This is a genomic window from Aeromonas sp. Y293-4 (genome assembly GCF_027705905.1).
Classification (GTDB): Bacteria; Pseudomonadota; Gammaproteobacteria; order Enterobacterales; family Aeromonadaceae; genus Aeromonas; species Aeromonas veronii.
Genome location: NZ_JAPDCI010000004.1, coordinates 38,089 through 57,351 on the forward strand (window position 1 = coordinate 38,089; position 19,263 = coordinate 57,351).

20 protein-coding genes are annotated in these 19,263 nt (G+C 55.4%); 12 read left to right on the forward strand and 8 right to left on the reverse strand.

The genetic code is table 11. The features are described from left to right. Nucleotides 1-147: 147 nt before the first annotated feature. The 4 genes from OKC31_RS05920 to OKC31_RS05935 all read right to left on the reverse strand — a co-directional run bounded on the left by OKC31_RS05920 (nucleotide 148) and on the right by OKC31_RS05935 (nucleotide 3,522). Nucleotides 148-1,254 carry a 1-acyl-sn-glycerol-3-phosphate acyltransferase gene (locus OKC31_RS05920; protein WP_005335527.1) on the reverse strand — a complete coding sequence of 369 codons (1,107 nt, stop codon included), beginning with the start codon at nucleotides 1,252-1,254 and terminating at the stop codon, nucleotides 148-150. 130 nt (nucleotides 1,255-1,384) lie between these two features. Further along, nucleotides 1,385-2,083 (reverse strand): aspartate/glutamate racemase family protein, encoded by a 699-nt coding sequence (locus OKC31_RS05925; protein WP_270656495.1) that lies wholly within the window; start codon nucleotides 2,081-2,083, stop codon nucleotides 1,385-1,387. Between the two features lie 126 nt (nucleotides 2,084-2,209). Next, the gene (locus OKC31_RS05930) at nucleotides 2,210-2,800 is read right to left on the reverse strand and encodes a LysE family translocator (protein WP_005335534.1); all 591 of its coding nucleotides are present in this window, start codon (nucleotides 2,798-2,800) and stop codon (nucleotides 2,210-2,212) included. 125 nt (nucleotides 2,801-2,925) lie between these two features. After that, nucleotides 2,926-3,522 carry a LysE family translocator gene (locus OKC31_RS05935; protein ID WP_216952008.1) on the reverse strand — a complete coding sequence of 199 codons (597 nt, stop codon included), beginning with the start codon at nucleotides 3,520-3,522 and terminating at the stop codon, nucleotides 2,926-2,928. Between the two features lie 116 nt (nucleotides 3,523-3,638). Here OKC31_RS05935 and OKC31_RS05940 point away from each other — a divergent pair, with 116 nt between their 5' ends. From OKC31_RS05940 to OKC31_RS05950, 3 genes are all read left to right on the forward strand, one after another. Next, nucleotides 3,639-5,015: an aminotransferase-like domain-containing protein gene (locus tag OKC31_RS05940; RefSeq protein ID WP_270656496.1), complete on the forward strand. Its 1,377-nt coding sequence runs from the start codon at nucleotides 3,639-3,641 to the stop codon at nucleotides 5,013-5,015. 54 nt (nucleotides 5,016-5,069) lie between these two features. Then, nucleotides 5,070-5,537 carry a hypothetical protein gene (locus OKC31_RS05945; protein ID WP_139406641.1) on the forward strand — a complete coding sequence of 156 codons (468 nt, stop codon included), beginning with the start codon at nucleotides 5,070-5,072 and terminating at the stop codon, nucleotides 5,535-5,537. A 168-nt stretch (nucleotides 5,538-5,705) separates the two neighbouring features. Next, complete coding sequence (locus tag OKC31_RS05950; protein WP_219296129.1) at nucleotides 5,706-7,367, forward strand: hypothetical protein; 1,662 nt, start codon at nucleotides 5,706-5,708, stop codon at nucleotides 7,365-7,367. Between the two features lie 117 nt (nucleotides 7,368-7,484). On the opposite strand, the gene OKC31_RS05955 is transcribed toward OKC31_RS05950, so the two are convergent. Further along, entirely contained in the window at nucleotides 7,485-7,898 is a 414-nt protein-coding gene (locus OKC31_RS05955) for a CBS domain-containing protein (RefSeq protein ID WP_040068349.1), read from the reverse strand. A gap of 154 nt (nucleotides 7,899-8,052) precedes the next feature. Here OKC31_RS05955 and OKC31_RS05960 point away from each other — a divergent pair, with 154 nt between their 5' ends. Genes OKC31_RS05960 through OKC31_RS05970 form a run of 3 tightly spaced genes read left to right on the forward strand, consistent with a single transcriptional unit; the run spans nucleotide 8,053 to nucleotide 11,265 of the window. Continuing rightward, nucleotides 8,053-9,963 (forward strand): ABC transporter ATP-binding protein, encoded by a 1,911-nt coding sequence (locus OKC31_RS05960; RefSeq protein ID WP_270656497.1) that lies wholly within the window; start codon nucleotides 8,053-8,055, stop codon nucleotides 9,961-9,963. After that, a complete protein-coding gene (locus OKC31_RS05965) occupies nucleotides 9,956-10,417 on the forward strand; it encodes a DUF2390 domain-containing protein (protein WP_005343337.1) in 462 nt (153 codons plus the stop codon). Before OKC31_RS05960 ends, OKC31_RS05965 begins: the two co-directional genes overlap by 8 nt. Beyond that, nucleotides 10,411-11,265, forward strand: a complete 855-nt coding sequence (locus OKC31_RS05970; protein WP_040068346.1) for a 23S rRNA (adenine(2030)-N(6))-methyltransferase RlmJ — start codon at nucleotides 10,411-10,413, stop codon at nucleotides 11,263-11,265. The genes OKC31_RS05965 and OKC31_RS05970 overlap by 7 nt, the downstream gene beginning before the upstream one ends. Before the next feature lie 104 nt (nucleotides 11,266-11,369). Here the strand turns inward: OKC31_RS05970 and OKC31_RS05975 are convergent, their stop codons facing one another. Continuing rightward, the gene (locus tag OKC31_RS05975; protein WP_270656499.1) at nucleotides 11,370-11,576 is read right to left on the reverse strand and encodes a hypothetical protein; all 207 of its coding nucleotides are present in this window, start codon (nucleotides 11,574-11,576) and stop codon (nucleotides 11,370-11,372) included. 191 nt (nucleotides 11,577-11,767) lie between these two features. Between OKC31_RS05975 and OKC31_RS05980 the strand changes: the two genes are divergently transcribed. After that, nucleotides 11,768-12,133 (forward strand): DUF2061 domain-containing protein, encoded by a 366-nt coding sequence (locus OKC31_RS05980; RefSeq protein ID WP_040068342.1) that lies wholly within the window; start codon nucleotides 11,768-11,770, stop codon nucleotides 12,131-12,133. Nucleotides 12,134-12,264: 131 nt separating this feature from the next. On the opposite strand, the gene OKC31_RS05985 is transcribed toward OKC31_RS05980, so the two are convergent. Beyond that, nucleotides 12,265-12,645: a hypothetical protein gene (locus tag OKC31_RS05985; protein WP_108539757.1), complete on the reverse strand. Its 381-nt coding sequence runs from the start codon at nucleotides 12,643-12,645 to the stop codon at nucleotides 12,265-12,267. A gap of 293 nt (nucleotides 12,646-12,938) precedes the next feature. On the opposite strand from OKC31_RS05985, the gene OKC31_RS05990 reads away from it, so the two are divergent. Then, nucleotides 12,939-13,535, forward strand: coding sequence for an MliC family protein (locus OKC31_RS05990; RefSeq protein WP_270656501.1), 597 nt, complete (start codon nucleotides 12,939-12,941; stop codon nucleotides 13,533-13,535). Between the two features lie 38 nt (nucleotides 13,536-13,573). Here the strand turns inward: OKC31_RS05990 and OKC31_RS05995 are convergent, their stop codons facing one another. Beyond that, nucleotides 13,574-14,749, reverse strand: a complete 1,176-nt coding sequence (locus OKC31_RS05995) for an aspartyl protease family protein (RefSeq protein ID WP_270656502.1) — start codon at nucleotides 14,747-14,749, stop codon at nucleotides 13,574-13,576. A 455-nt stretch (nucleotides 14,750-15,204) separates the two neighbouring features. Between OKC31_RS05995 and OKC31_RS06000 the strand changes: the two genes are divergently transcribed. From OKC31_RS06000 to OKC31_RS06015, 4 genes are all read left to right on the forward strand, one after another. Beyond that, nucleotides 15,205-15,633, forward strand: coding sequence for a VOC family protein (locus OKC31_RS06000; protein WP_270656503.1), 429 nt, complete (start codon nucleotides 15,205-15,207; stop codon nucleotides 15,631-15,633). 166 nt (nucleotides 15,634-15,799) lie between these two features. Then, nucleotides 15,800-16,033 carry a hypothetical protein gene (locus OKC31_RS06005; protein ID WP_270656504.1) on the forward strand — a complete coding sequence of 78 codons (234 nt, stop codon included), beginning with the start codon at nucleotides 15,800-15,802 and terminating at the stop codon, nucleotides 16,031-16,033. Nucleotides 16,034-16,048: 15 nt separating this feature from the next. Continuing rightward, nucleotides 16,049-16,603, forward strand: coding sequence for a hypothetical protein (locus OKC31_RS06010; protein ID WP_270656505.1), 555 nt, complete (start codon nucleotides 16,049-16,051; stop codon nucleotides 16,601-16,603). Between the two features lies 1 nt (nucleotide 16,604). Continuing rightward, nucleotides 16,605-19,082: a DEAD/DEAH box helicase gene (locus OKC31_RS06015; protein ID WP_270656506.1), complete on the forward strand. Its 2,478-nt coding sequence runs from the start codon at nucleotides 16,605-16,607 to the stop codon at nucleotides 19,080-19,082. Nucleotides 19,083-19,263 lie beyond the last annotated feature (181 nt).

Below are 19,263 nucleotides of genomic sequence, written 5' to 3' on the forward strand. Positions count from 1 at the left end.
CCAAGAGACATAATCCCATTTTCATAGTGATCGTACCAGCTGAAACCATATTATTCACCACCCTTTCCCCCTCGACTTTGACCAGACGCAAAAACGGGCGCATCAGCGCCCGTTTTTTTCGCAAAACCGTTTAACAACCGGTTTCATTCAAGCCTTTTTGGCGTTTTCCACCGGTTTGGCGTACATGGCACGCCAGATCGCCTTGTGCTCTTCCGGCACCTCTGACTGACGGGTCAGGAAGGCCGCCTGTTCGATGGTATTGGCCTTGCCGGAAACATCTGCCGCCAGATAGTTGCTGGGGAAGAGGTGGTAGCTGCTCCAGATCGCCTTGTCGATCAGCGCGGCCAGTTCGTCCGGATCGCTGAAGCCCTCGGTGATCGGCGCACCGAAGGAGACATGTACCCGCCCCTTCATGCCGACGATGCCGGCAACGATGCTCTCGATATCCTCGAACTCGCCCTTCTCGTAGCTGCCGTTAACCGACTTCTCGTAGAGCTCGCGTGCCTTCGCCTTGTCGGTGGGGTCCAGCTCGTAGCTGATGCTGACCGGCACGATATTGAGGCTGCGCATGTAGTCGACGAAGTCGATCTTCTGCTTCTTGCCGTCGACGTAGAACATCTTGAGGATGGCGGGATCTGTCTTGTCATCGCCATTCTTGGCGCGTCCTTCCTTCTGGGCAATCCAGATGGAGTGACCTTCGTGGACCGAGTTGCCAATATAGGCAGACAGCTCGCCGAGCGCCTTCATCATCTCCCGCGGCCCCTTGGCGGAGCGTTTGACGATAAAGCTCTTGTTGAGCTTCATCAGCTCGGTAGCGCAGGGTTTGCGCAGCAGGTTGTCACCGATGGCGATGCGCACGGTATCGAAACCGTGGGTGTGCAGCCCCCAGTTGACGAACGCCGGATCCATGGCGATGTCTCTGTGGTTGGAGACAAACAGATAGCCCTGCTCTTTCTTCAGATGCTCGATCCCGGAGAAGGTCACCCCCTTGGTGGAGGTGGCGATCATGCGGGACATGTACCGGGTGACCCCCATCTGGACCTGATGCACAGTGGTCACTTTTGACCATTTGCGGCGCAGGAACAGGCGGATCAGCGGGCGAATGGCCCAACCCAGCCAGCTCATCAGGGAACCGAAACGATACTTGGCGATGGCGCCGATAAATTCATCATCCTGGATCAGCCGTTCGATGGCTGCCGGCACTTCTTCATCGCGGTAGGGGCGAATATCCGCGAATCTATCTACTTCAGTCACAATGTCAGCCTTGCATGCTAGGAAACCGCAGCCAACCCGCGTTGGCCGGGGAAAATTCAGGGCGCAATTTTACACGCTTTTATGGCAAGGGGTATGAGACAAGCATGAATAGTGAGATCTGACCAGTTTATTAATCGGATGCCAGTGCCAGCGCGACCGCCGCCTCGGCATGGATGGCAGTGGTGTCGTAGAGCGGCACCGCCGCCCGGGCATCCCCCACCAGCAGGGCAATCTCGGTGCAGCCAAGGATCACCGCCTCGGCACCCGCGGCTGCCAGCCCCTCGATAATCGCCAGATACTCGGCCCGCGACGATTCGCGGATCTCCCCCAGACAGAGCTCGTCATAGATGATCCTGTGTACCCGCTCCCGCCCGGCCTCATCGGGTACCAGCACCGCCAACCCGAAGCGCTCCTGCAAGCGCCCCTTGTAAAAATCCTGCTCCATGGTGAAGCGGGTGCCGAGCAGGCCGACCCGGGTTATCCCGTCCGCCCGCAATTTGGCCGCAGTAGCATCGGCGATATGGAGCAGCGGGATATCGATGGCCGCCTCTATCTCGGGGGCCACCTTGTGCATGGTGTTGGTGCCGATCAGCAAGAAATCGGCACCGCCATCCTGCAACTTGTGCGCCTCCGCCGCCAACAGGCGGGCAGTGGCGGGCCAGTCACCGGCATGCTGCAGCCGCTCGATAGCGGCAAAGTCGACACTGTTGAGCAGCACCCGCGCCGAGTGCAAACCACCGAGCTGTGCGCGCACCCCGCGGTTGAGCGCCTGATAGTAACTGACGGTGGACTCCCAGCTCATGCCACCCAGCAGACCGATACATTTCATAGGAACTCCTTTCATCCCAAGGGAGGGCAGAACCACGCCACCTTGCAGGCAAAGTCACGGGAACGAGATAAAAAAGGCCCCGCAGGGCCAACAAGACAGCCGGTAAAGGCCCGGGTCAACCCCGGGCTAAATCCAGATCATCCCGACACAGGCGGCCGTCGCCAGCCCCATGCCGAGGTTGAAACGCCGCCAACCCCGGGCAGTGCGGATGATTTGCCGCACTTGGGCACCAAAAAGCACCCAGAACGCCCCGGTGTAGAGGCCGGTAATAAAGAAGATCACCAGCACCCAGAGCGCGGAGGGCCAGTAAGCCTCCCCCGCCAGGGTGAAACCGCTGATGGCGGAGAGCGCCATCATCCATGCCTTGGGATTGAGCAGTTGCAGCATGGCCCCCTGATGGGCGGGAATGAGCGGCCGGTTGCCCTCGGCCGGGCCGCTGGCGGTCGCCACCTTCCACGCCAACCAGAGCAGATACGCCGAACCGATAAGCTTGAGGCCATCGTGCAGCAGCGGCACCTTCTCGAACACCACGCCAAGCCCCAGCGCGGTGGCGAGGATCATCAGATTGATCCCCCCGACCACCCCCACCAGCAGGGGAATCGTGCGGCGAAACCCCTGCGCTGCCCCAGCGCTGGTGAGCAACATATTGTTGGGCCCCGGCGTGCCGCAGGTAACCAGGGCAAACCCCGCCAGGGGCAGTAACCAGTTCAGATCCATCTCAACCTCTTGTCGATGCCACGCCCCCGTTATGGGGAAAGCCTTCTAATATGCAGAGCCAACCCCTTGGCGACAAGTCAGAAATGCCTCTTTCTCGGCCACCTCCCCCATCGGCGCAACACGGCTCAATACCAGAGCATCACCACGCAGAGCGCCGTCAGCAGACCGAGGGAGCCGTTGAGTCGGCGCCAGCCCCGATCCGAGCTGATCCAGTTGCTCAGCTGATGGCCGAACAGTACCCAGACAAAGCAGACCGGCAGGGCCACCAGCACAAACATGACCATCACCGCCAGCTGACTCGACCAGTAACTGGCGCCGGGCAGGCTGAACAGACTGATGGCGGAGATCCCCATCATCCACGCCTTGGGATTGAGGAACTGAAAGCCCAGCCCCTCCAGCATGGTCAGCGGACGGGCACATCGGGCCGGATCCCCCGGCGCCCCGGCCACCGCGATACGCCACGCCAGCCACAGCAGATAGAGGCTGCCGAAAATCTGCAAACCGAGGCGCAACAAGGGCCAGCGCTCGAACAGCGGATAAAGCCCCAGCGCCAGCACCAGTTGCAGCACCGGCTGCCCCAATCCGACCCCAAGCAGATGTGGCAGGGTGCGACGCACCCCGAAGTTGGCACCGGAGGCCGTCAACATCAGGTTGTTGGGCCCCGGCGTACCGCAGGTGAGTACGGCAAAACCGAACAGGGTGACATACCACTCCATCGTCATATTGTGACTCCTTGCTTGCCACATTGTATCGATACAATGTGTGCTATTTGGTTGTTATCAGGTTGAAATTTACGCTATATTGACAACAAATTTTGATCAATGGATTTATTGTCACCATGACAATCTGGACGCCCGACCTTGCGGCCTTCGATGGCCCCCTCTACCTCAAGCTGGTCAAAGCGATCGAACAGGGGATCGTGAATGGCGAGCTGCCACCGCAGACCCGATTGCCTACCCACCGATCCCTGGCGGATCGTCTGGGTGTCACCGTCGGCACCGTCACCCGCGCCTACAGCGAGGCGGAGCGGCGCGGCCTGCTGGCCGCCCGGGTGGGCCACGGCACCTGGGTCAAGGGAGGGAACACGGATCCCGCCAATGAGTGGGTGATCCGCCAGGAGGAGGGGCACCGCATCGAGCTGTGGCAGAACCTGCCGGTGCAGCTGGATCGGGCGGCCATCATTCGCCCCATGCTGGGGGAAGTGGCGGACGGGGATCTCAACGCCCTGCTCGGCTACGACAAGGAGGCGGGACGACCGGATCAGCGCCAGCAGTTCGTCAACTGGCTGGCGGAGCAAGGAGTGGCCTGCAGTGAGGATCGCCTGCTATTCAGCCACGGCGCCCAGCACGGCATCATGCTGGCGCTGCTGGCTACCAATTGCGTGGGGGAGACCATCCTGTGCGAGGGGCTGAGCTACCCCGGTATGCTGGGTAACGCTCGCCAACTGAAAAATCAGGTGGTGGGGCTGGCGATGGACGAGGAGGGGCTGCTGCCCGAGGCGCTGGACGCCGCCTGCCGTACCCGCCGGGCCAAGCTGCTCTACCTCACCCCGACCCTGCAAAACCCCACCACCGCCATCATGAGTCTGGCGCGGCGGGAGGCCATCGTCGCCATCGCCCGTCGCCACGATCTGCTGATCATCGAGGATGACGTCAACGGCCTGCTGCCCCAGCAACCGGTGATCCCTCTGGTCAATCTGGCGCCGGAGCGGGTCATCTATCTGGGCAGTCTGGCCAAGATCGCCTGCGGCGGCCTGCGGGTGGGCTTCGTGCTGACGCCCCCCGCCCTGCGCAGCGCCTTCGCCCAGACCATGCGGCTGTCGAGCTGGATGGTAAGCCCGCTGCTGATCGAGCTCGCCTGCAAAATGGTCAGTCAGCGCCAGATCATGCCGCTGGTCGAGCAGCAGCGGGAGATCCTCAAACGCCGTGGCGAACTGCTGCGCCACCTGCTGCCTGCCGCCCGCTGGCAGCCGGGCAGCATGCACGCCTGGCTGCCGCTGCCAGAGCCCTGGCGCAGCCAGCAGTTTGCTGCCGCCGCCGATGCCCTTGACGTTGGCGTGGCGAGCGGGGAACACTTCGCCGCCGGCCAGTTTGCCGCTCCGCAGGGGGTGCGCCTGAGCCTGAGCCAACCCGCCACCGACGCCCGGGTCGGCGAGGGGCTGGCCCGTCTGGCCCAACTGCTGCAGGGGACGCCCCCCAGCAATCCCCTGCTATAGTCAGGGCCAACCGACCTGACCTTCACGCTTCATCGTCATAGCCAAGGAGATGCCGTGCCCCCCATCAGAGCCGCCCTGCTGCTTGCCACCCTGTTGTTGGGTGGCTGCGCCTCGTCAACGACCCACCAGCAGCTGGGGGCCGCGCTCAATGGACTGGAAGGAGAGTTGCAACGACTGGAAGAGGAGCTGGCGGCGATGAACGGCCTGCACTATCAAAAGGCGATCGATGCGCCGCTCAGTTTGCGCCGCGCACTCGGGGCGCCGCAGCCCACCCCAGAGGGGCTGGTGCCGGTGGCCAGCAAGCTGGAGGATGGGCCACTCCTGCGCTATCAATATCGCCTGCCTGCGGGGATGGCGAACCTGCCCCAGGACAACCTCTGTCAGCGCTACGAGTTCGAGCTGCGCCATCTGGGCCGCCTCGGCAAACTGGAATTGAGCTGGCTGGGGGAACAGGGCAAGGGGTCGCGGCTGATCCGCCAGAGCGACTGCCCCTTCGGGGCACAGATCCGCCCTCGGCAATAGCTGGTCGCGGGCCTGAGCGATTACATAACCGATTGAAATAACAGCCCATAGTGCGCCCTCCAGCACCCTGCTGGCTACTGTCAGCTTTTCACTCAGCGAGTGCTGTGCCTATGTTCCTCTTGGGTCTACCATAATCAACCTAATGGTTTGCTCACAGGAAGTACCTGCATGACGATACTGCTGCTCGAAGAGGATCCCCTGCTCCGTAGCGCCATCACCCGGGAACTGACCGAACAGGGGGTGCCCGCCGACTGGATCCACTACCACAGCCATCCAAACCACGAGCGTAGCGGCCTGCTGGCCCTGCTGCAACAGCACGCCTTCGACGCCATCATCTGTCAGCAGGACAAGCAGCAGGATCTTGACGGAGCCCGGCTGCTGCACGAAGCGCACTATCTCGGCCTGCTGCAACCCGGTTGCGTATTGCTGCTGCTCGATGCCGATCATAGCGAGCAGGAGTTTCTCCCCTCGGATCTCTACTTCTCCCTCTATCTGGCTCTTCCCTTCATGACCCAGCAGCTCACAGCGGTGCTCGGCCAGCTGGTGAAGTTAAGCAACCTGACCCGCACGCTGGCCGCCCCCATTCTGCTGCGGGAGTGGCAACTGGCTACCGCCCTCTGTGAAGACTTGTTGTTTCAACGGGAGAATCGCTCGCTGACCCCCTGGCTGGATCGACTCAAGGGCTACCTGCTGCTGCAATCGACCGAGCGGATAACAGCCGCCCAGCACTATGCCCTCTGTGCCAACGAGTATCAGGCGAGCTGGCCAAGGGCCGGGCTCTTCTACGCCATGCTGGGGCTCGGCAAATTGCAGAGCGCCCGGACCGACTTGCAGCGCCATCAGGCCAGCGTCTCGATGGCCACCCGGCTGGAGCTGCAACTCGCCAGCCAGCTGCATCAGCATTACTGGCTGGCGGCCTGGGAGACCATGGGAGAGCTGCTGCAGATCCGCCCCCATCAGCCGCGCTGGCATCAGCTGGCGATGTTGCTCGGGCTGGTGCTGCAAGATGAGGAGAAGGTGCTGGAGCAGGCCAACAGCCTGACCCTGCGCCACTTCGGCGAGCAGCGCGTCCGGCTCGCCATCGACAGCTTCATGCTCAATGCCAGTCTGGCGGTGTTGTGGCACGCCCCCTCCAGCAACCGGATCCGCTCCCTGCAACAGGAGTGGGAGCACCTCAAGCGCACCGTCCACCTGCAACCCCACGAATATGAGCTGCTGCAGGCGCTGATGCTGGGGCTGGATTACCGCTTCGACGAGGCGCTGATCCTGATTGCCCACCACCAGCCGGATGAGGGGAGCGACAACCACCTCACCCTGCTGCTCGGCTTTGCGGTCAGCCAGTTCTGCGGTTTGCCCCACCACGCCCAGCGCTACCTGACCCAACTGACCCAATATCGCGTCAGGGTGGCGCCCCACCCGCTCACTCGCCAGCTGTTCCACCATCTGGTGGCCGAGCTGGGCCAGCGCCTGACGGCGAGAGAACAACGGCTGAGCGAACTGCGCCAGCTACGCCACAAGGCGATGCAGGCCAGCCAGTATCAGACAGCCCTGCAAGCGGGCTTGCAGCTGCTGGAGGAGTTCCCCGCCCTGCCGGGCGATGCCTGGCAACTGCTGGAGCTGCTGCAACACTGTTGGCCAGCGGGTATGGCCGCCCCCAGGGTGGCTCTGCTGGTTGATACCCTGGAGCGGCGCCTCAAGCACAGCCCCGCGTTTCTCGATCAACATGCCCAGCAGTACCAGCGCACCCTGCAGGAGATCCGCACTCATCTGCAGCCGCACCTCTCCGGCAGCGGCCCCTCCTGCCTTGTCGCAGGGCAGCCCGAGCCGTGATGATGCTGGCGGCGTGCAAACCGGCATTGTCGGCAAAGCCAATATAGAGAGAGGGGAGCCTTGGCTCCCCTCTCTCTATATTGGTTCTCTGTCAGCTGATGACGATGAGCGTTGGGCTCAAACCAGCGCGTCACTCTCCAGCGCCGCCTTGAGAAAATCTTTCCAGCTGATGATGCCGACCAGGGCGCCATTCTCCAGCACCGGCAGGCAGGAGACCCCCTTCTCCAGCATCAGCTTGACGCCGTCGCGCACGGTGAGATGGGGTGCGATGGTGACGAGCTGACGACTCATGATCTGGTGGGCCCGCTTGTTGAGGGTTTCGGTATCGCGACTCATCTCGGCTTCGGAGTCGAGATAGGGGCTGATGGCGCGGAACAGATCCCGATCCGAAATGACCCCCACCAACTCCTCCTCTTCCAGCACCAGCAGGTGGCGAAAGTGTGCCTGCTCGAAGATATCCCTGATGACTCGGAGTCGATCATCCATTGAAACGGTGGCGACCCGGGTCGTCATAATATCCCTGATATGCATGCTAACCTCCCGTAACCAAACTGGTTTCTCTGTTATGGCATGTTTTTGCAGCGCCAGCCAGTGGCCAGCCCTTCGCTACAGTGCAAATCAGCGTCATTTCACGTAAGATCCGCGCCAGTTTTTCTCCTCCATTTTGAGCAAGCAGATCCCACCCATGATAGTTGCCAGTCAAATCGAACTGATCCGCGGCGGCCGCAAGCTGCTGGACAACGCCTCCGCCACCATACCCCCCGGCCACAAAGTGGGTCTGGTGGGTAAAAACGGCTGTGGCAAGTCCACCTTTTTTGCACTGGTACGGGGCGAGCTGGCCATCGACAGCGGCACCTTCAGCCTGCCCGCTGGCTGGCAGATCGCAGGCGTCGCGCAGGAGACTCCGGCGCTCGATTGCTCCGCCCTCGACTACGTGATCGACGGCGACAAGGAGTTCCGCTCGCTGGAGGCCGAGCTGGCGCAAGCCGAGCAGGATGACAATGGGCTGCTGGTGGCCGAGCTGCACGGTCGCCTCGATACCATCGGCGCCTACAGCATTCGCGCCCGCGCCGCCGAGCTGCTGCACGGCCTCGGTTTCAGCGATGAGCAGTTGAGCTCGCCGGTGCGCAGCTTCTCCGGTGGCTGGCGCATGCGTCTGAACCTCGCCCAGGCGCTGCTCTGCCGCTCCGATCTGCTGCTGCTCGATGAACCGACCAACCACCTGGATCTCGATGCGGTGATCTGGCTGGAGAAGTGGCTCAAGGGCTATCAGGGCACGCTGGTGCTCATCTCTCACGACCGCGACTTCCTCGATTCGGTCATCAGTCGCATCATCCATATCGAGAACGGCAAGCTCAACGAATACACCGGCGGCTACTCCGACTTCGAACTGCAGCGCGCCGAACATCTGGCCCAGCAGCAGTCCATGTACGAGAAGCAGCAGCGGGAGATGTCCCACATGCAGGCGTATGTGGACCGCTTCCGCTACAAGGCCTCCAAGGCCCGCCAGGCCCAGAGCCGCCTGAAAGCGATGGAGCGGATGGAGAAGATCCTGCCCGCCCACGCCGACTCGGAATTCAGCTTCGAGTTTCGCGAGCCGTCGGCCCTGCCGACCCCGCTCATTGCCATGGAGAACCTCTCTGCCGGTTACGGCGACAAGGTGATCCTGGAGAAGATCAAACTCAATCTGGTACCGGGTTCGCGCATCGGTCTGCTCGGTCGCAACGGCGCCGGTAAATCAACCTTTATCAAGATGCTGTCGGGCTCCAACCCGCCGCTCTCTGGCAAACTCGAAGTGAGCGCCGGGGTGAGCATCGGCTACTTCGCCCAGCATCAGCTGGAGACCCTGCGTCTCGACGATTCCCCGCTCGATCATCTGGCCCGCCTCGCGCCGGACAAGACCGAGCAGGAGCTGCGCAACTATCTGGGCAGCTTCGGTTTTCACGGAGACAAGGCGCTCGACAAGGTGGCGCCCTTCTCCGGTGGCGAAAAAGCGCGGCTGGTGCTGGCGCTGATCACCTGGCAAAAGCCTAACCTCCTGCTGCTGGATGAACCGACCAACCACCTGGATCTGGAGATGCGCCACGCCCTCACCATGGCGCTGCAAGGCTTCGAAGGGGCTATGGTAGTGGTCTCCCACGACCGTCACCTGCTGCGTACCACCACAGATGACTTCTATCTGGTGCACGGTGGCCGGGTCGAGCCGTTCGACGGCGATCTGGACGACTACCACAAGTGGCTCGGCGAGCAGGAGAAAGAGGCTAACGCCAAACCGGCCGATGGCCCCGTCTCTGCCAACTCGGCGGTAGCGCGCAAGGATCAGAAGCGGCGCGAGGCGGAGTTCCGCCAGCAGACCCGTCCGCTGCGCCAGAAGCTCGAAAAGCTCGAAGCAAGCATGGAGAAGCTGCAAGGCAAGCTTGGCGACATCGAGAGCCAACTGGCCGACCCCGCCATCTACGAAGAGAGCGCTAAAACCAAGCTCTCCGAGCTGCTCAAATCCCAGGGCCCCCTCAAGGAGCAGCTGGAAGAAGTTGAGCTGGAGTGGATGAGCCTCTCCGAAGAGCTGGAAACCATGGAGCAAGCCTTCTTTGCGTGACGAACAGCTGATGGCCAGCGAGCGGGTCGCGGTCCACGAATTACCGACGCCGATCGGCTTCTGGCACTGGAGCGGCAAGGTCTATGGTGAGCGCAGCCAGGATTGGCTCACCGTGCAGGAGCAGGGGGGCAACGTCAATCTGGCGCTGCTGCTGCACCGGCTCGATCAACTCGGCATCGTGGTCGATCTGACCGACCTGCAACCGGCGTTGGTGCAGACCGAGGCGGTGCTAACCCCGTGGCGCGCCCTGCGCCAGAGCGCCAAGACGCGACTCGACGAGCAGCAGTATCAGTCGATGCTGGCCCACGAGCTGGAGCTGGAGCGGCTGCAACAGGGCGTCCTGTTGCAGACCCTGCGCAGCCTCTCCCTGTTTCGCGGAAACAGCCGCAATTTGTTGAACTATCTATCGTTACTGGGTGCCCAGCAGGGCCCCCTCAGAGATCTAATATGCTGAGCTACCGCCACGCCTTTCACGCCGGCAACCATGCCGACGTGCTGAAACACGCCGTTCAGGCCCTGATCATCGAGTCCCTCAAGAAGAAGGAGAAACCCTTCATCGTGCTGGACACCCATGCCGGTGGCGGTCTCTACGACCTGCGCGGTGACTGGTCCCAGAAGAAGGCCGAGTATGCCGACGGCATCGGCCGCCTGTGGGACGAGCGGGCCCAGTGGTCTGCCATGGCCCCCTATCTCGGCGTTATCGAGGAGATGAACCAGAACGGTGAGCTGCACTACTACCCCGGCTCGCCGGAGCTCTCCCGTCGCCTCACCCGCGAGCAGGACAAGCTGGCGCTGATGGAGCTGCACAACAACGAGGTCGAAGATCTGCGCGCCAACATGGGCTATGACCCCCGCGTCGCCGTGCACCACCGTGACGGCTTCGAGGGGCTGATCGCCCTGCTGCCGCCGACCCCGCGCCGCGGGCTGGTGCTGATCGACCCGCCCTATGAGCTCAAGGAAGATTACTTCGCCGTGGTCGACACCCTGAAAAAGGCGCAGAAACGCTGGGCCACCGGCATCTACGCCCTCTGGTATCCGATCCTCGGGCAGGAGGCGGACAAATCCCGCGACATGCTGCGAGCCATCAAGCGGGAGAACTTCGGCAACGTGCTGGTGGCCGAGCTGGAAGTGGCCGGTCAGACTGCCGACTGGGGCATGAACGGCTCAGGCATGCTGATCATCAGCCCGCCCTGGATGCTGGACGAGCAGATTGAAGCCTTCTTGAAGCCCCTCTGCGCCAAGCTGGCACAGGGTGCTGGCGCCCAGTACAAGGTGGAGTGGCTCAACAAGGCCGAGGATTAATCCCCCGCCCCTACGGCGCTCACCGAGTTCAAAAGCAAAAGCCCCATCACGGGGCTTTTGCTATTGGTGCGGCCGGTGTGTGCGGCAGCCTGAGCCTGCTCCCCCTATGAGCGGACAGGCAGATCCTGTTTCAGCGCCACCAGCAACAAGGCCAGCAGGCCAAAGGGCGGAAACAGACAGAGCAGGGAGCAGATAAGGGTGACCAGCGCCGGATGCTCGCTCTTGCGGCGCGCCAGTCGCCAGGCGATGAGGCCGACGATGACCATCAGCAACGCAATGAACTGGCCAAGCAGGGTGGCATTGATATTCATGAAAGATCCTTTTTCATGGGCAAGTGTGAAGAACCTGTACTTTATCGCCTTGGCTGCGATTGGCAACCGCTGAACCACACCGGCCACTCGCCCGTTGATAGGTTCTCTCTATTCCGGCAATAGATGAGAATAGTTTTCATTTAATCTCATTTCGGCGGATACTCTCATCATCAACAGAGGGAGCCGCCATCATGAAAAAGACCATCAGCTTTGCCATCCTGCACTTCGGTGTCGCCTTTACCGTGGCTTACCTGCTGACCGGTGAGCTGCTGACCGCCAGTCTGATCGCCCTGATCGAGCCCGCCGTCAACACGGTCGCCTTCTACTTTCATGACCTTGGCTGGCACACGCTCAAGCCAAATCACAGCCTGCAGGCCAAGACCAGCAGCTTCGCGGTGGTCCACTTCTCGGTGGCCTTCGGAGTGGCCTTCCTGCTGAGTGGCGAGCTGCTCACCGGCGGCGTGATGGCGATGATCGAACCGGCCATCAACACCGTGGTGTTCTTCTTCCACGAGCGGCTGTGGCGCGCCCGCAGTCAGCAACTGGCGCTGGCCTGATCGACCGGGCAAGCCGCCTCCCCCTTTATCGCGGCCACAAAAAACCCGACATTCCGGCCAGGAGTGTCGGGTTTTTCACATCAGCAAAGATCTGTATCTGGATACATCACCCGATGCCCCATCAATAACGATCAGGCTTTCTTGCAGATGGGGTCAACGATAAAGGCATTCTGATCAAACTTCTGCCAGGCGCCGGTGCCAACCCCATCGACCACCAGAATGGAGACCACGCCGAAATCGACAAAGATCCCGAGCAGGGTGGTGGCATCGAACGACTTGGAGACCGGCACCGTCACCGAGTAGCAATCAGCACGCTTGACCGTGATGGTGTACTCCTCTTTCTTCTTGAACGAGGTGATCACATTGCCGTGGCCCAGCAGCATATCGTTGACGTAGATCTCCGCATCGGGATCCTGACTGCGAATGGAAACCTGCTGGCTTGTGCCGTTAAACATGGCCGCACAACCGGACAGCATGATGGCCAGCAAGGCCCCCGTCATCAACCTGAACATAGCTAACCTTCTTGTTATTAAGAAAAGGCGGCAAATCTAGCACGCCTCTCGAACAGGAGTGAAAGTGCAATGCTCAAAGCCTGTCTGAATGCTCAAAATAGCGACCACTCCTGAGCGGTTTTCAAACAAGCTGGCCTCATCCAGCAACCGCGCCCTTCCCCACTGGAGTAGCGCGGCAAAACCGGTCGCCAGCACACGCAGCTGCGCAAAATGCGCTCGGCTCCCCTGCTGCATTGCCCTGTAGAGTGTGCTGTAGTAGGTAGATATGCCCTCCTCATTGCTGGAATCTATCGATGAACAAGACCTTGCTTGCCACCCTGCTGTTTGCTCCTCTGCTGGCCAGCGCCGCAACCCCCTCCTTTGACTGCACCAAAGCCTCCGGGTCGGTCGAAACCCTGATCTGCAAGGATGCCGGACTGGCCGCCCTTGATAACGAACTGGCGGCCCTCTACCCCAAGGCGATTGCTGCACTCTCTCCCGAGCAGCTCAAGACCGAGCGCGCCATGCAGCGCGGCTGGATCAAGGGTCGCAACGACTGCTGGAAGGGGCAGAATCTGCGCCAGTGTGTGGAGGATAACTACCTGCTGCGGATCACCGAACTGCAGATCAGCGGCGGCCAGCTGATGGTGCCGGCACCGGTCAACTACAAGTGCGGCAAGAGCGTCACACTCTCTACCTACTTCTATAACGATGCCAAGCTGCCCGCCGCGGTGATCAACCTGAGCGAGGGCGACAAGCAGCAACAAGTGCTCGCCTATGAAGCCCCCAGCGCCAGCGGCGCCCGTTATGAAGGGCAAAACCTCACATTCTTCACCAAGGGGGACGAAGCCACGCTGGAGCGTTACGGCCAGCCAACCCTCACCTGCATGGAAAATCCGACCAAGGGCTGAGGCTGACAGGGGCGGCTCGCCTTGCCGCCCCACCTTGACTAGATGGCGATATCCAGCGGTTTTCCTTCCCGCACAATCCGCAACTTGAGCGACCCCGGCTTGCTGGTGCTGAGCAGCTCACGCACCTTGTCGATCTCGAGGGGACGATATGCCACCCCGTTGATCTGTTCCAGAATGTCGCCGTTGGCCAGACCATAGGGGGCAAGATCCCGTTCGTCGCTGTAGTAGACCTGCAGATGCTCGCCATCAAAACGCACCCCGATATTGCGCAGGGTTGGCGGCACTTTTCGCGCCAGGCTGTCGGCGTCGTAGCAGAGCATCATCCGCCCGGGCATGATCGCAAAGCGATTGAAGCGGTTAACAAAATCCATCCCCAGACCATACTGCTCATTGCTGTTTTCCGACACGCGCAGCTCACCGAGCTGACGTTCATCAAAGTGCAGGCCGGTGAGGATATATTCACGCCCCTCCACCATACCGCTGGCGTCCACCCCTTTGCGTGGCATCGCATCTTCGCCAGAGATCGCCTTCTGGCTCGCCATAAAGTCGATAAAGGCATGGTCGGCATAGCTCTGATCGGCCCCGGTATCCAGATACATACGCACGCTGCTCTCACCGTGGGTCAGATACACTGCCGGGGAGCGGTTGTAGCTATCTTCATAGCCGATGCAACGCTCGAAGGTGGCTGCCGACGGTGCCGTCAGCGAAGCCGTGAGCTGATGCTTGTCGCGATCAAACACCCAGTTGAAACGGCGGATGGTGTCGATCCCGAGGATGCCATCAATACGGCTGCCAAGAGACTGGGAGAAGAGATCGAAATCAATAGTTGCCCACAGATCGCTGTCATCAATGGTGACCGACCCCACCGAGAAGGGTTGCGGCTCAACAAAGCCAAGCTGCTCGCTGCCCAGTTGGCTCGACACGCTGCTCACAGTGGCAAAATCAGCCTGATAGGCCCTGGGCAATTCGCTTAAGGTCAGCGCCTTGAAGCGGCTGGCCAGACGACGATCGATAAAGGTGATACTGGCCCCGGTATCGAGCAAAAACTGGTACTGCTCACCAGCGATGGTGACGGGGATCAGGGGGGCGCTTTCGTAATGCACTGTCAGCACCGGGCCGGGTGCATTGCGCTTGGCGGATGAATCCGGGGCTGTGCAGCCTTGGACGACGAACAGGGCCAACATGGCCAGCGCCACTTTGAACTGCGACTTCATAACTCTCCTTCCCGATAGCAGATGCCCCCGCAACGCCACCGAATAATGCTATCTTGTTGATTTATAGATAAATAAGCTATTTCAGCGGGGGAGGCGGACAATAACAAAGAGTTTTATGCTGGTTCAAGCCAGATATGACCATGAATATTCTATAGTGTTAGCTCAAAAATGGTTGTTCACGCTATCTCGGCGCGTCATCAATCGTTGGCGAGATTTGATTAATTTATTGATCTTGCACAGAAATTCTCAACATTGAGCTTTCTCTCCACAGCGCCATGGTTAATATTGCCATTTGGCAACACTTGCCTCGTCGGAGTCTCCCATGAGCCATGCCAACCCCATCCCGTTGGTGAACCGCAGCAGACTGGAAGCTGAAATTCAGGGGCGGTAGCCATGCCAATTCCCCTGCCTGCCAAGCCGGTGACTCACCCACAGCATGCAAATCAAGGTGGTGTATGGAAACACAAACCCTGTATCGAGGTCGCTTGATCGACCATATCCAGCTGGTGGTCAAAGATTTGGCTGCCAGCCAACGCTTTTACACCGCAACCCTGGCCAGCCTCGATATTCCGCTGGGCGGCACAGGTGATGGCTACTTCTGGGCGGACGAACTGTTTGTTACCGCCATCGACAGCCCCGCCGCGCTAGAGGTGCTGACCGGTCGCCACCATCTCGCCTTTCAGGCGCAAGACCGCGCCATGGTAGATCGTTTTTATCAGGCCGCACTGGCCCACGGCGGCAAAGACAACGGCGCCCCGGGCGAGCGTAATTATCACCCCGGCTACTACGCCGCCTTTGTCCTCGATCCGGACGGAAATAATATCGAAGCGGTTTATCACGGCGAGGCAAAGCGTAGTACTGGGTCGGTAGAAATTCGGTTTTAGCAATAGGACTGCATGTTTATGATAGTTTGGTAGAGAAGCGTGCACTATTTTGTATTTCAATGACCGTCTATCAAACGATAATAGTAAATTAAAAATGAAACTTTATAAAACACTCTTAATACATAGGTAATAAGATAGCTGCCTCATTATTTGATTAGGAAAGTATATGTCCAACGATATTGACGGTGTGGATTTTATAGATTATGGCCCCTACGGGCTGTTCCATATACGCTACATATCTGATGATCTAAAAGATATTATTAGAAGAAATTTAACTTCTATATGCCATGGCAGCGCTCACTCCGGTAGTGCCCTGTATAGCTACAAGTCAACATTAAAGTCTTTTTTGGAGCGATATGATAAAAAAACCGATAATACCAAAAAAGGTATGATCGGTTAGTTCATTTCTCATTTAATGATGATTGAGTCATTTGATAACTTTAAAATATCATCTGCATTCTTTAATCTTGAAGAGAAGTCCATAAAAAAAGGGTTTGATCTTATTGTATATGATTCAAGAGATAATAGTGTATGGATTACTGAGGTTAAATCAGGAAATCTTCATAAGGACAAAAGTCACGATGAAACAACAAAAGAGTTACTCAACACTGCAAAAATCGATCTAGTTGGTCGATTAAACGAACAGGAGATACAATATTGGATTAATGCAATTAATCACGTCCGTTCTTCTGTTCAGGAAGCAAACGATTACAAAGATGCTTTAATCACGATACTTGATTCTAATTATGGCAGTAATGCTGCAAATGGAAAAGCAAGCAGTAAAGATAAAAATGTTATTTTAGTATCTAATTTATTTGAGGCACTAGACACTAAAGTAACAATAAATCCAGTTGAATCTGCATACAAAGAAATTACAGGAAGCACTCTTTTTCAAAAAGTAATAGTCCTATCTGTGCAAAAAGGAACATACGAAAATATTGTTAATTTTCTAAGGGGGGAGGCAAATTAAAATGAAGGAGCTTACATACAACAGACTTACTCACATAACATTTAAAGAAAAGTTTGACACATTAAAGTCATTATATAGAAAGTTTTTATTTAATCATGATATATCTGAAAATGAAATTGAAAAAGCATTATCAGTATCTGTTCTTTTTTCAAATCAAAAGGATAGAACTTTAAATAAAATTGGATATAAAATAGCCCTGCTCTATGCTATTAACAAACAAGATTTCAAGCCACTTTATGACATATGTATAAACACTGGTATTACACCAGTTGTAGATCTACTAAAGAGAATTGGAGTTAATAACAAAACAAATAATGAGGACGGTTTTTACCCAACCATTATAGAGAGTTTTATTGATAAGTTCAGAGTCGGAAATGTTGTACAAACAGAACAACAATTAAATTTAAATGAGTTCCACATCGAAAAGTTGGATTCGACGACGACAATTGTCGCACCTACATCATATGGGAAATCAGAACTAATAATATCTACTATAGAGCAAGCAATTGGAAAGAAAATATGCGTTCTAGTACCATCTAAATCATTGTTATCTCAAACAAAGAAAAGAATATTGGAATCCAATTCGAAATGGGTAAAAAAAATAATAACTCACCCAGAAATGAATATTGGTGATATAAGTGCATCGGTATATGTGTTAACTCAAGAGCGATTAAGTAGGATCATCAACAAGAATAAAGAATTTTATTTAGATATTGTTTTTATTGATGAAGCACATAACATACTTGAGAAAGGAAGTAGAAGCACGCTGTTAGCCTCTACACTTAGAGTATTGCATTACCGAAATAAAAGCACCGCTTTTAAATTTCTTACTCCTTTCCTTGAGGTTCCACAAAATATTAATTTAAGAGACGTTGCGCTTTCCACATACTGTTTTAAAATTGATGAATATGTAAAATCTGAAAACATTTACATTACTGACTATCGAAATGGTAAAAAAAGGTTTGATCTCTACGACCCATTAATGAATGAGTTTTTTGAGTGTAACCATAGTCATGATAACTATATAGATTATATACATCATCATGCATCCAATAAAAATGCAATATATTTCAATAGACCTAAGCACATTCAAATTTTTTCAAAAATCTTAGCTAATACATTACCTATAGTATCCTCAAAAATAATTGATGCTGCAATAAATGAAATTAGTCGCTTTAGCGATGAAAGTTACTTGCTTATTGACTGTTTGAAAAAAGGAGTTGTATATCATCACGGCTCAATGCCAGAAGCGATCAGGCAGTATGTAGAATACATATATCGAGAGTGCAACGAAGTAAAATACATAATTACAAGTTCGACATTATTAGAAGGTGTTAACCTCCCTGTTGAAAAAATGTTTTTGCTCGACATTCGAAAAGGGCTTGGACACTTGCGTCACTCTCAGTTTAGAAACCTTATCGGAAGAGTAAATAGATTTAACAATGTGTTTACCAATGCCAATCTAGAATCTTTAAATAAACTAATTCCTGAAATACATATTATAGCTACTGAACAATTTTTCCCTAAGTCGGCAAATATAACTAAATTTATTCAGTTGGTAATGCAAGATAGTAAAAAAAACCATGACAATATTGAGAATGTATTAATTAGTGGAACCACAATAAATGATGACAACAGAGATGATTATGAGCTTGCTATCGCAAGACTTGGCAACACTGAAGACGGATTAATCCCTGATGATAAATATAAGGTTGCAAAAACAAATATCGGTAAAAAGTTACTTGCATCGAACATAACTGAAATTGATGTTTTTGAATCAGAAGAAGAAATAGAGACATATTTAGATGTTCATTTGAAAACACATGGAAAAATAAACAACTCAAATATTCTTATGAATGTCATCTATCAGGCATTTGTATCAAAAATTGAAAACAATAGCAAAAATAGAGACAAGAGTTTAACTCGATTAAAAAATGATAAAGCACAAACATTTTATTCCATGTTTCTAGATTGGAATATTGAAAATATCCCAATGGGTGTAATGATTGGGCGATTTATACACTTTTGGAGTGAGTTACCCAAAAACACTCCTATTTTCGTTGGTAGTTGGGGGGATGTTAAAAAAGATGACTCTTATAGAGAGTTATTTACATACATTTCCCAAAAAAGTGAATATGAACAAATAAATCTAGCCATTGTAAGAATTAAAGAGGAAGAAGACTTTGTTGATTACAATATTTTCAGATATATAGATATCCTCTTCGATAGTGAATTAATAGATGAAAACTATTACAAACTTTTGAAATACGGAACAACGAATGAAACAACTATATCCATGATACAGAATGGTTTTAGTAAAAGTACAGCTGAACTAATAAATAAAAAATACATCAATTATTTTACCATTGAAAATGGTGAGGTCTTATCAGTAAAAAAAGACATCCATCAGAAATTACTCAATGATGGTATTGGATTTATGCAACGTAACGAGATAGCCATGAACGTGCTAAACAAATAGATTGTAGGTTCGAATAACGTAGCTTATTTTAAAAATCACGAATAACCCCACTACTAAACAAGAAAGGATCGGAAGATACCCTTGCGGGGTTGATATCGCCCCCCCTGGGGCAACCCAAGGCTTGCCGATGCCACTATAAGCTGGATTTATGGGTTTTCCGATAATGACCCAACTTTTGCTT

Excerpts from the sequence above, each read along its gene's own strand:
- OKC31_RS05925 (WP_270656495.1), bottom strand. The coding sequence starts at position 2,083 with ATGAAATGTATCGGTCTGCTGGGTGGCATGAGCTGGGAGTCCACCGTC.
- OKC31_RS05930 (WP_005335534.1), bottom strand. The coding sequence starts at position 2,800 with ATGGATCTGAACTGGTTACTGCCCCTGGCGGGGTTTGCCCTGGTTACC.
- OKC31_RS05935 (WP_216952008.1), bottom strand. The coding sequence starts at position 3,522 with ATGACGATGGAGTGGTATGTCACCCTGTTCGGTTTTGCCGTACTCACC.
- OKC31_RS05940 (WP_270656496.1), top strand. The coding sequence starts at position 3,639 with ATGACAATCTGGACGCCCGACCTTGCGGCCTTCGATGGCCCCCTCTAC.
- OKC31_RS05950 (WP_219296129.1), top strand. The coding sequence starts at position 5,706 with ATGACGATACTGCTGCTCGAAGAGGATCCCCTGCTCCGTAGCGCCATC.
- OKC31_RS05955 (WP_040068349.1), bottom strand. The coding sequence starts at position 7,898 with ATGCATATCAGGGATATTATGACGACCCGGGTCGCCACCGTTTCAATG.
- OKC31_RS05960 (WP_270656497.1), top strand. The coding sequence starts at position 8,053 with ATGATAGTTGCCAGTCAAATCGAACTGATCCGCGGCGGCCGCAAGCTG.
- OKC31_RS05970 (WP_040068346.1), top strand. The coding sequence starts at position 10,411 with ATGCTGAGCTACCGCCACGCCTTTCACGCCGGCAACCATGCCGACGTG.
- OKC31_RS05975 (WP_270656499.1), bottom strand. The coding sequence starts at position 11,576 with ATGAATATCAATGCCACCCTGCTTGGCCAGTTCATTGCGTTGCTGATG.
- OKC31_RS05980 (WP_040068342.1), top strand. The coding sequence starts at position 11,768 with ATGAAAAAGACCATCAGCTTTGCCATCCTGCACTTCGGTGTCGCCTTT.
- OKC31_RS05985 (WP_108539757.1), bottom strand. The coding sequence starts at position 12,645 with ATGTTCAGGTTGATGACGGGGGCCTTGCTGGCCATCATGCTGTCCGGT.
- OKC31_RS05990 (WP_270656501.1), top strand. The coding sequence starts at position 12,939 with ATGAACAAGACCTTGCTTGCCACCCTGCTGTTTGCTCCTCTGCTGGCC.
- OKC31_RS05995 (WP_270656502.1), bottom strand. The coding sequence starts at position 14,749 with ATGAAGTCGCAGTTCAAAGTGGCGCTGGCCATGTTGGCCCTGTTCGTC.
- OKC31_RS06000 (WP_270656503.1), top strand. The coding sequence starts at position 15,205 with ATGGAAACACAAACCCTGTATCGAGGTCGCTTGATCGACCATATCCAG.
- OKC31_RS06005 (WP_270656504.1), top strand. The coding sequence starts at position 15,800 with ATGTCCAACGATATTGACGGTGTGGATTTTATAGATTATGGCCCCTAC.
- OKC31_RS06010 (WP_270656505.1), top strand. The coding sequence starts at position 16,049 with ATGATGATTGAGTCATTTGATAACTTTAAAATATCATCTGCATTCTTT.
- OKC31_RS06015 (WP_270656506.1), top strand. The coding sequence starts at position 16,605 with ATGAAGGAGCTTACATACAACAGACTTACTCACATAACATTTAAAGAA.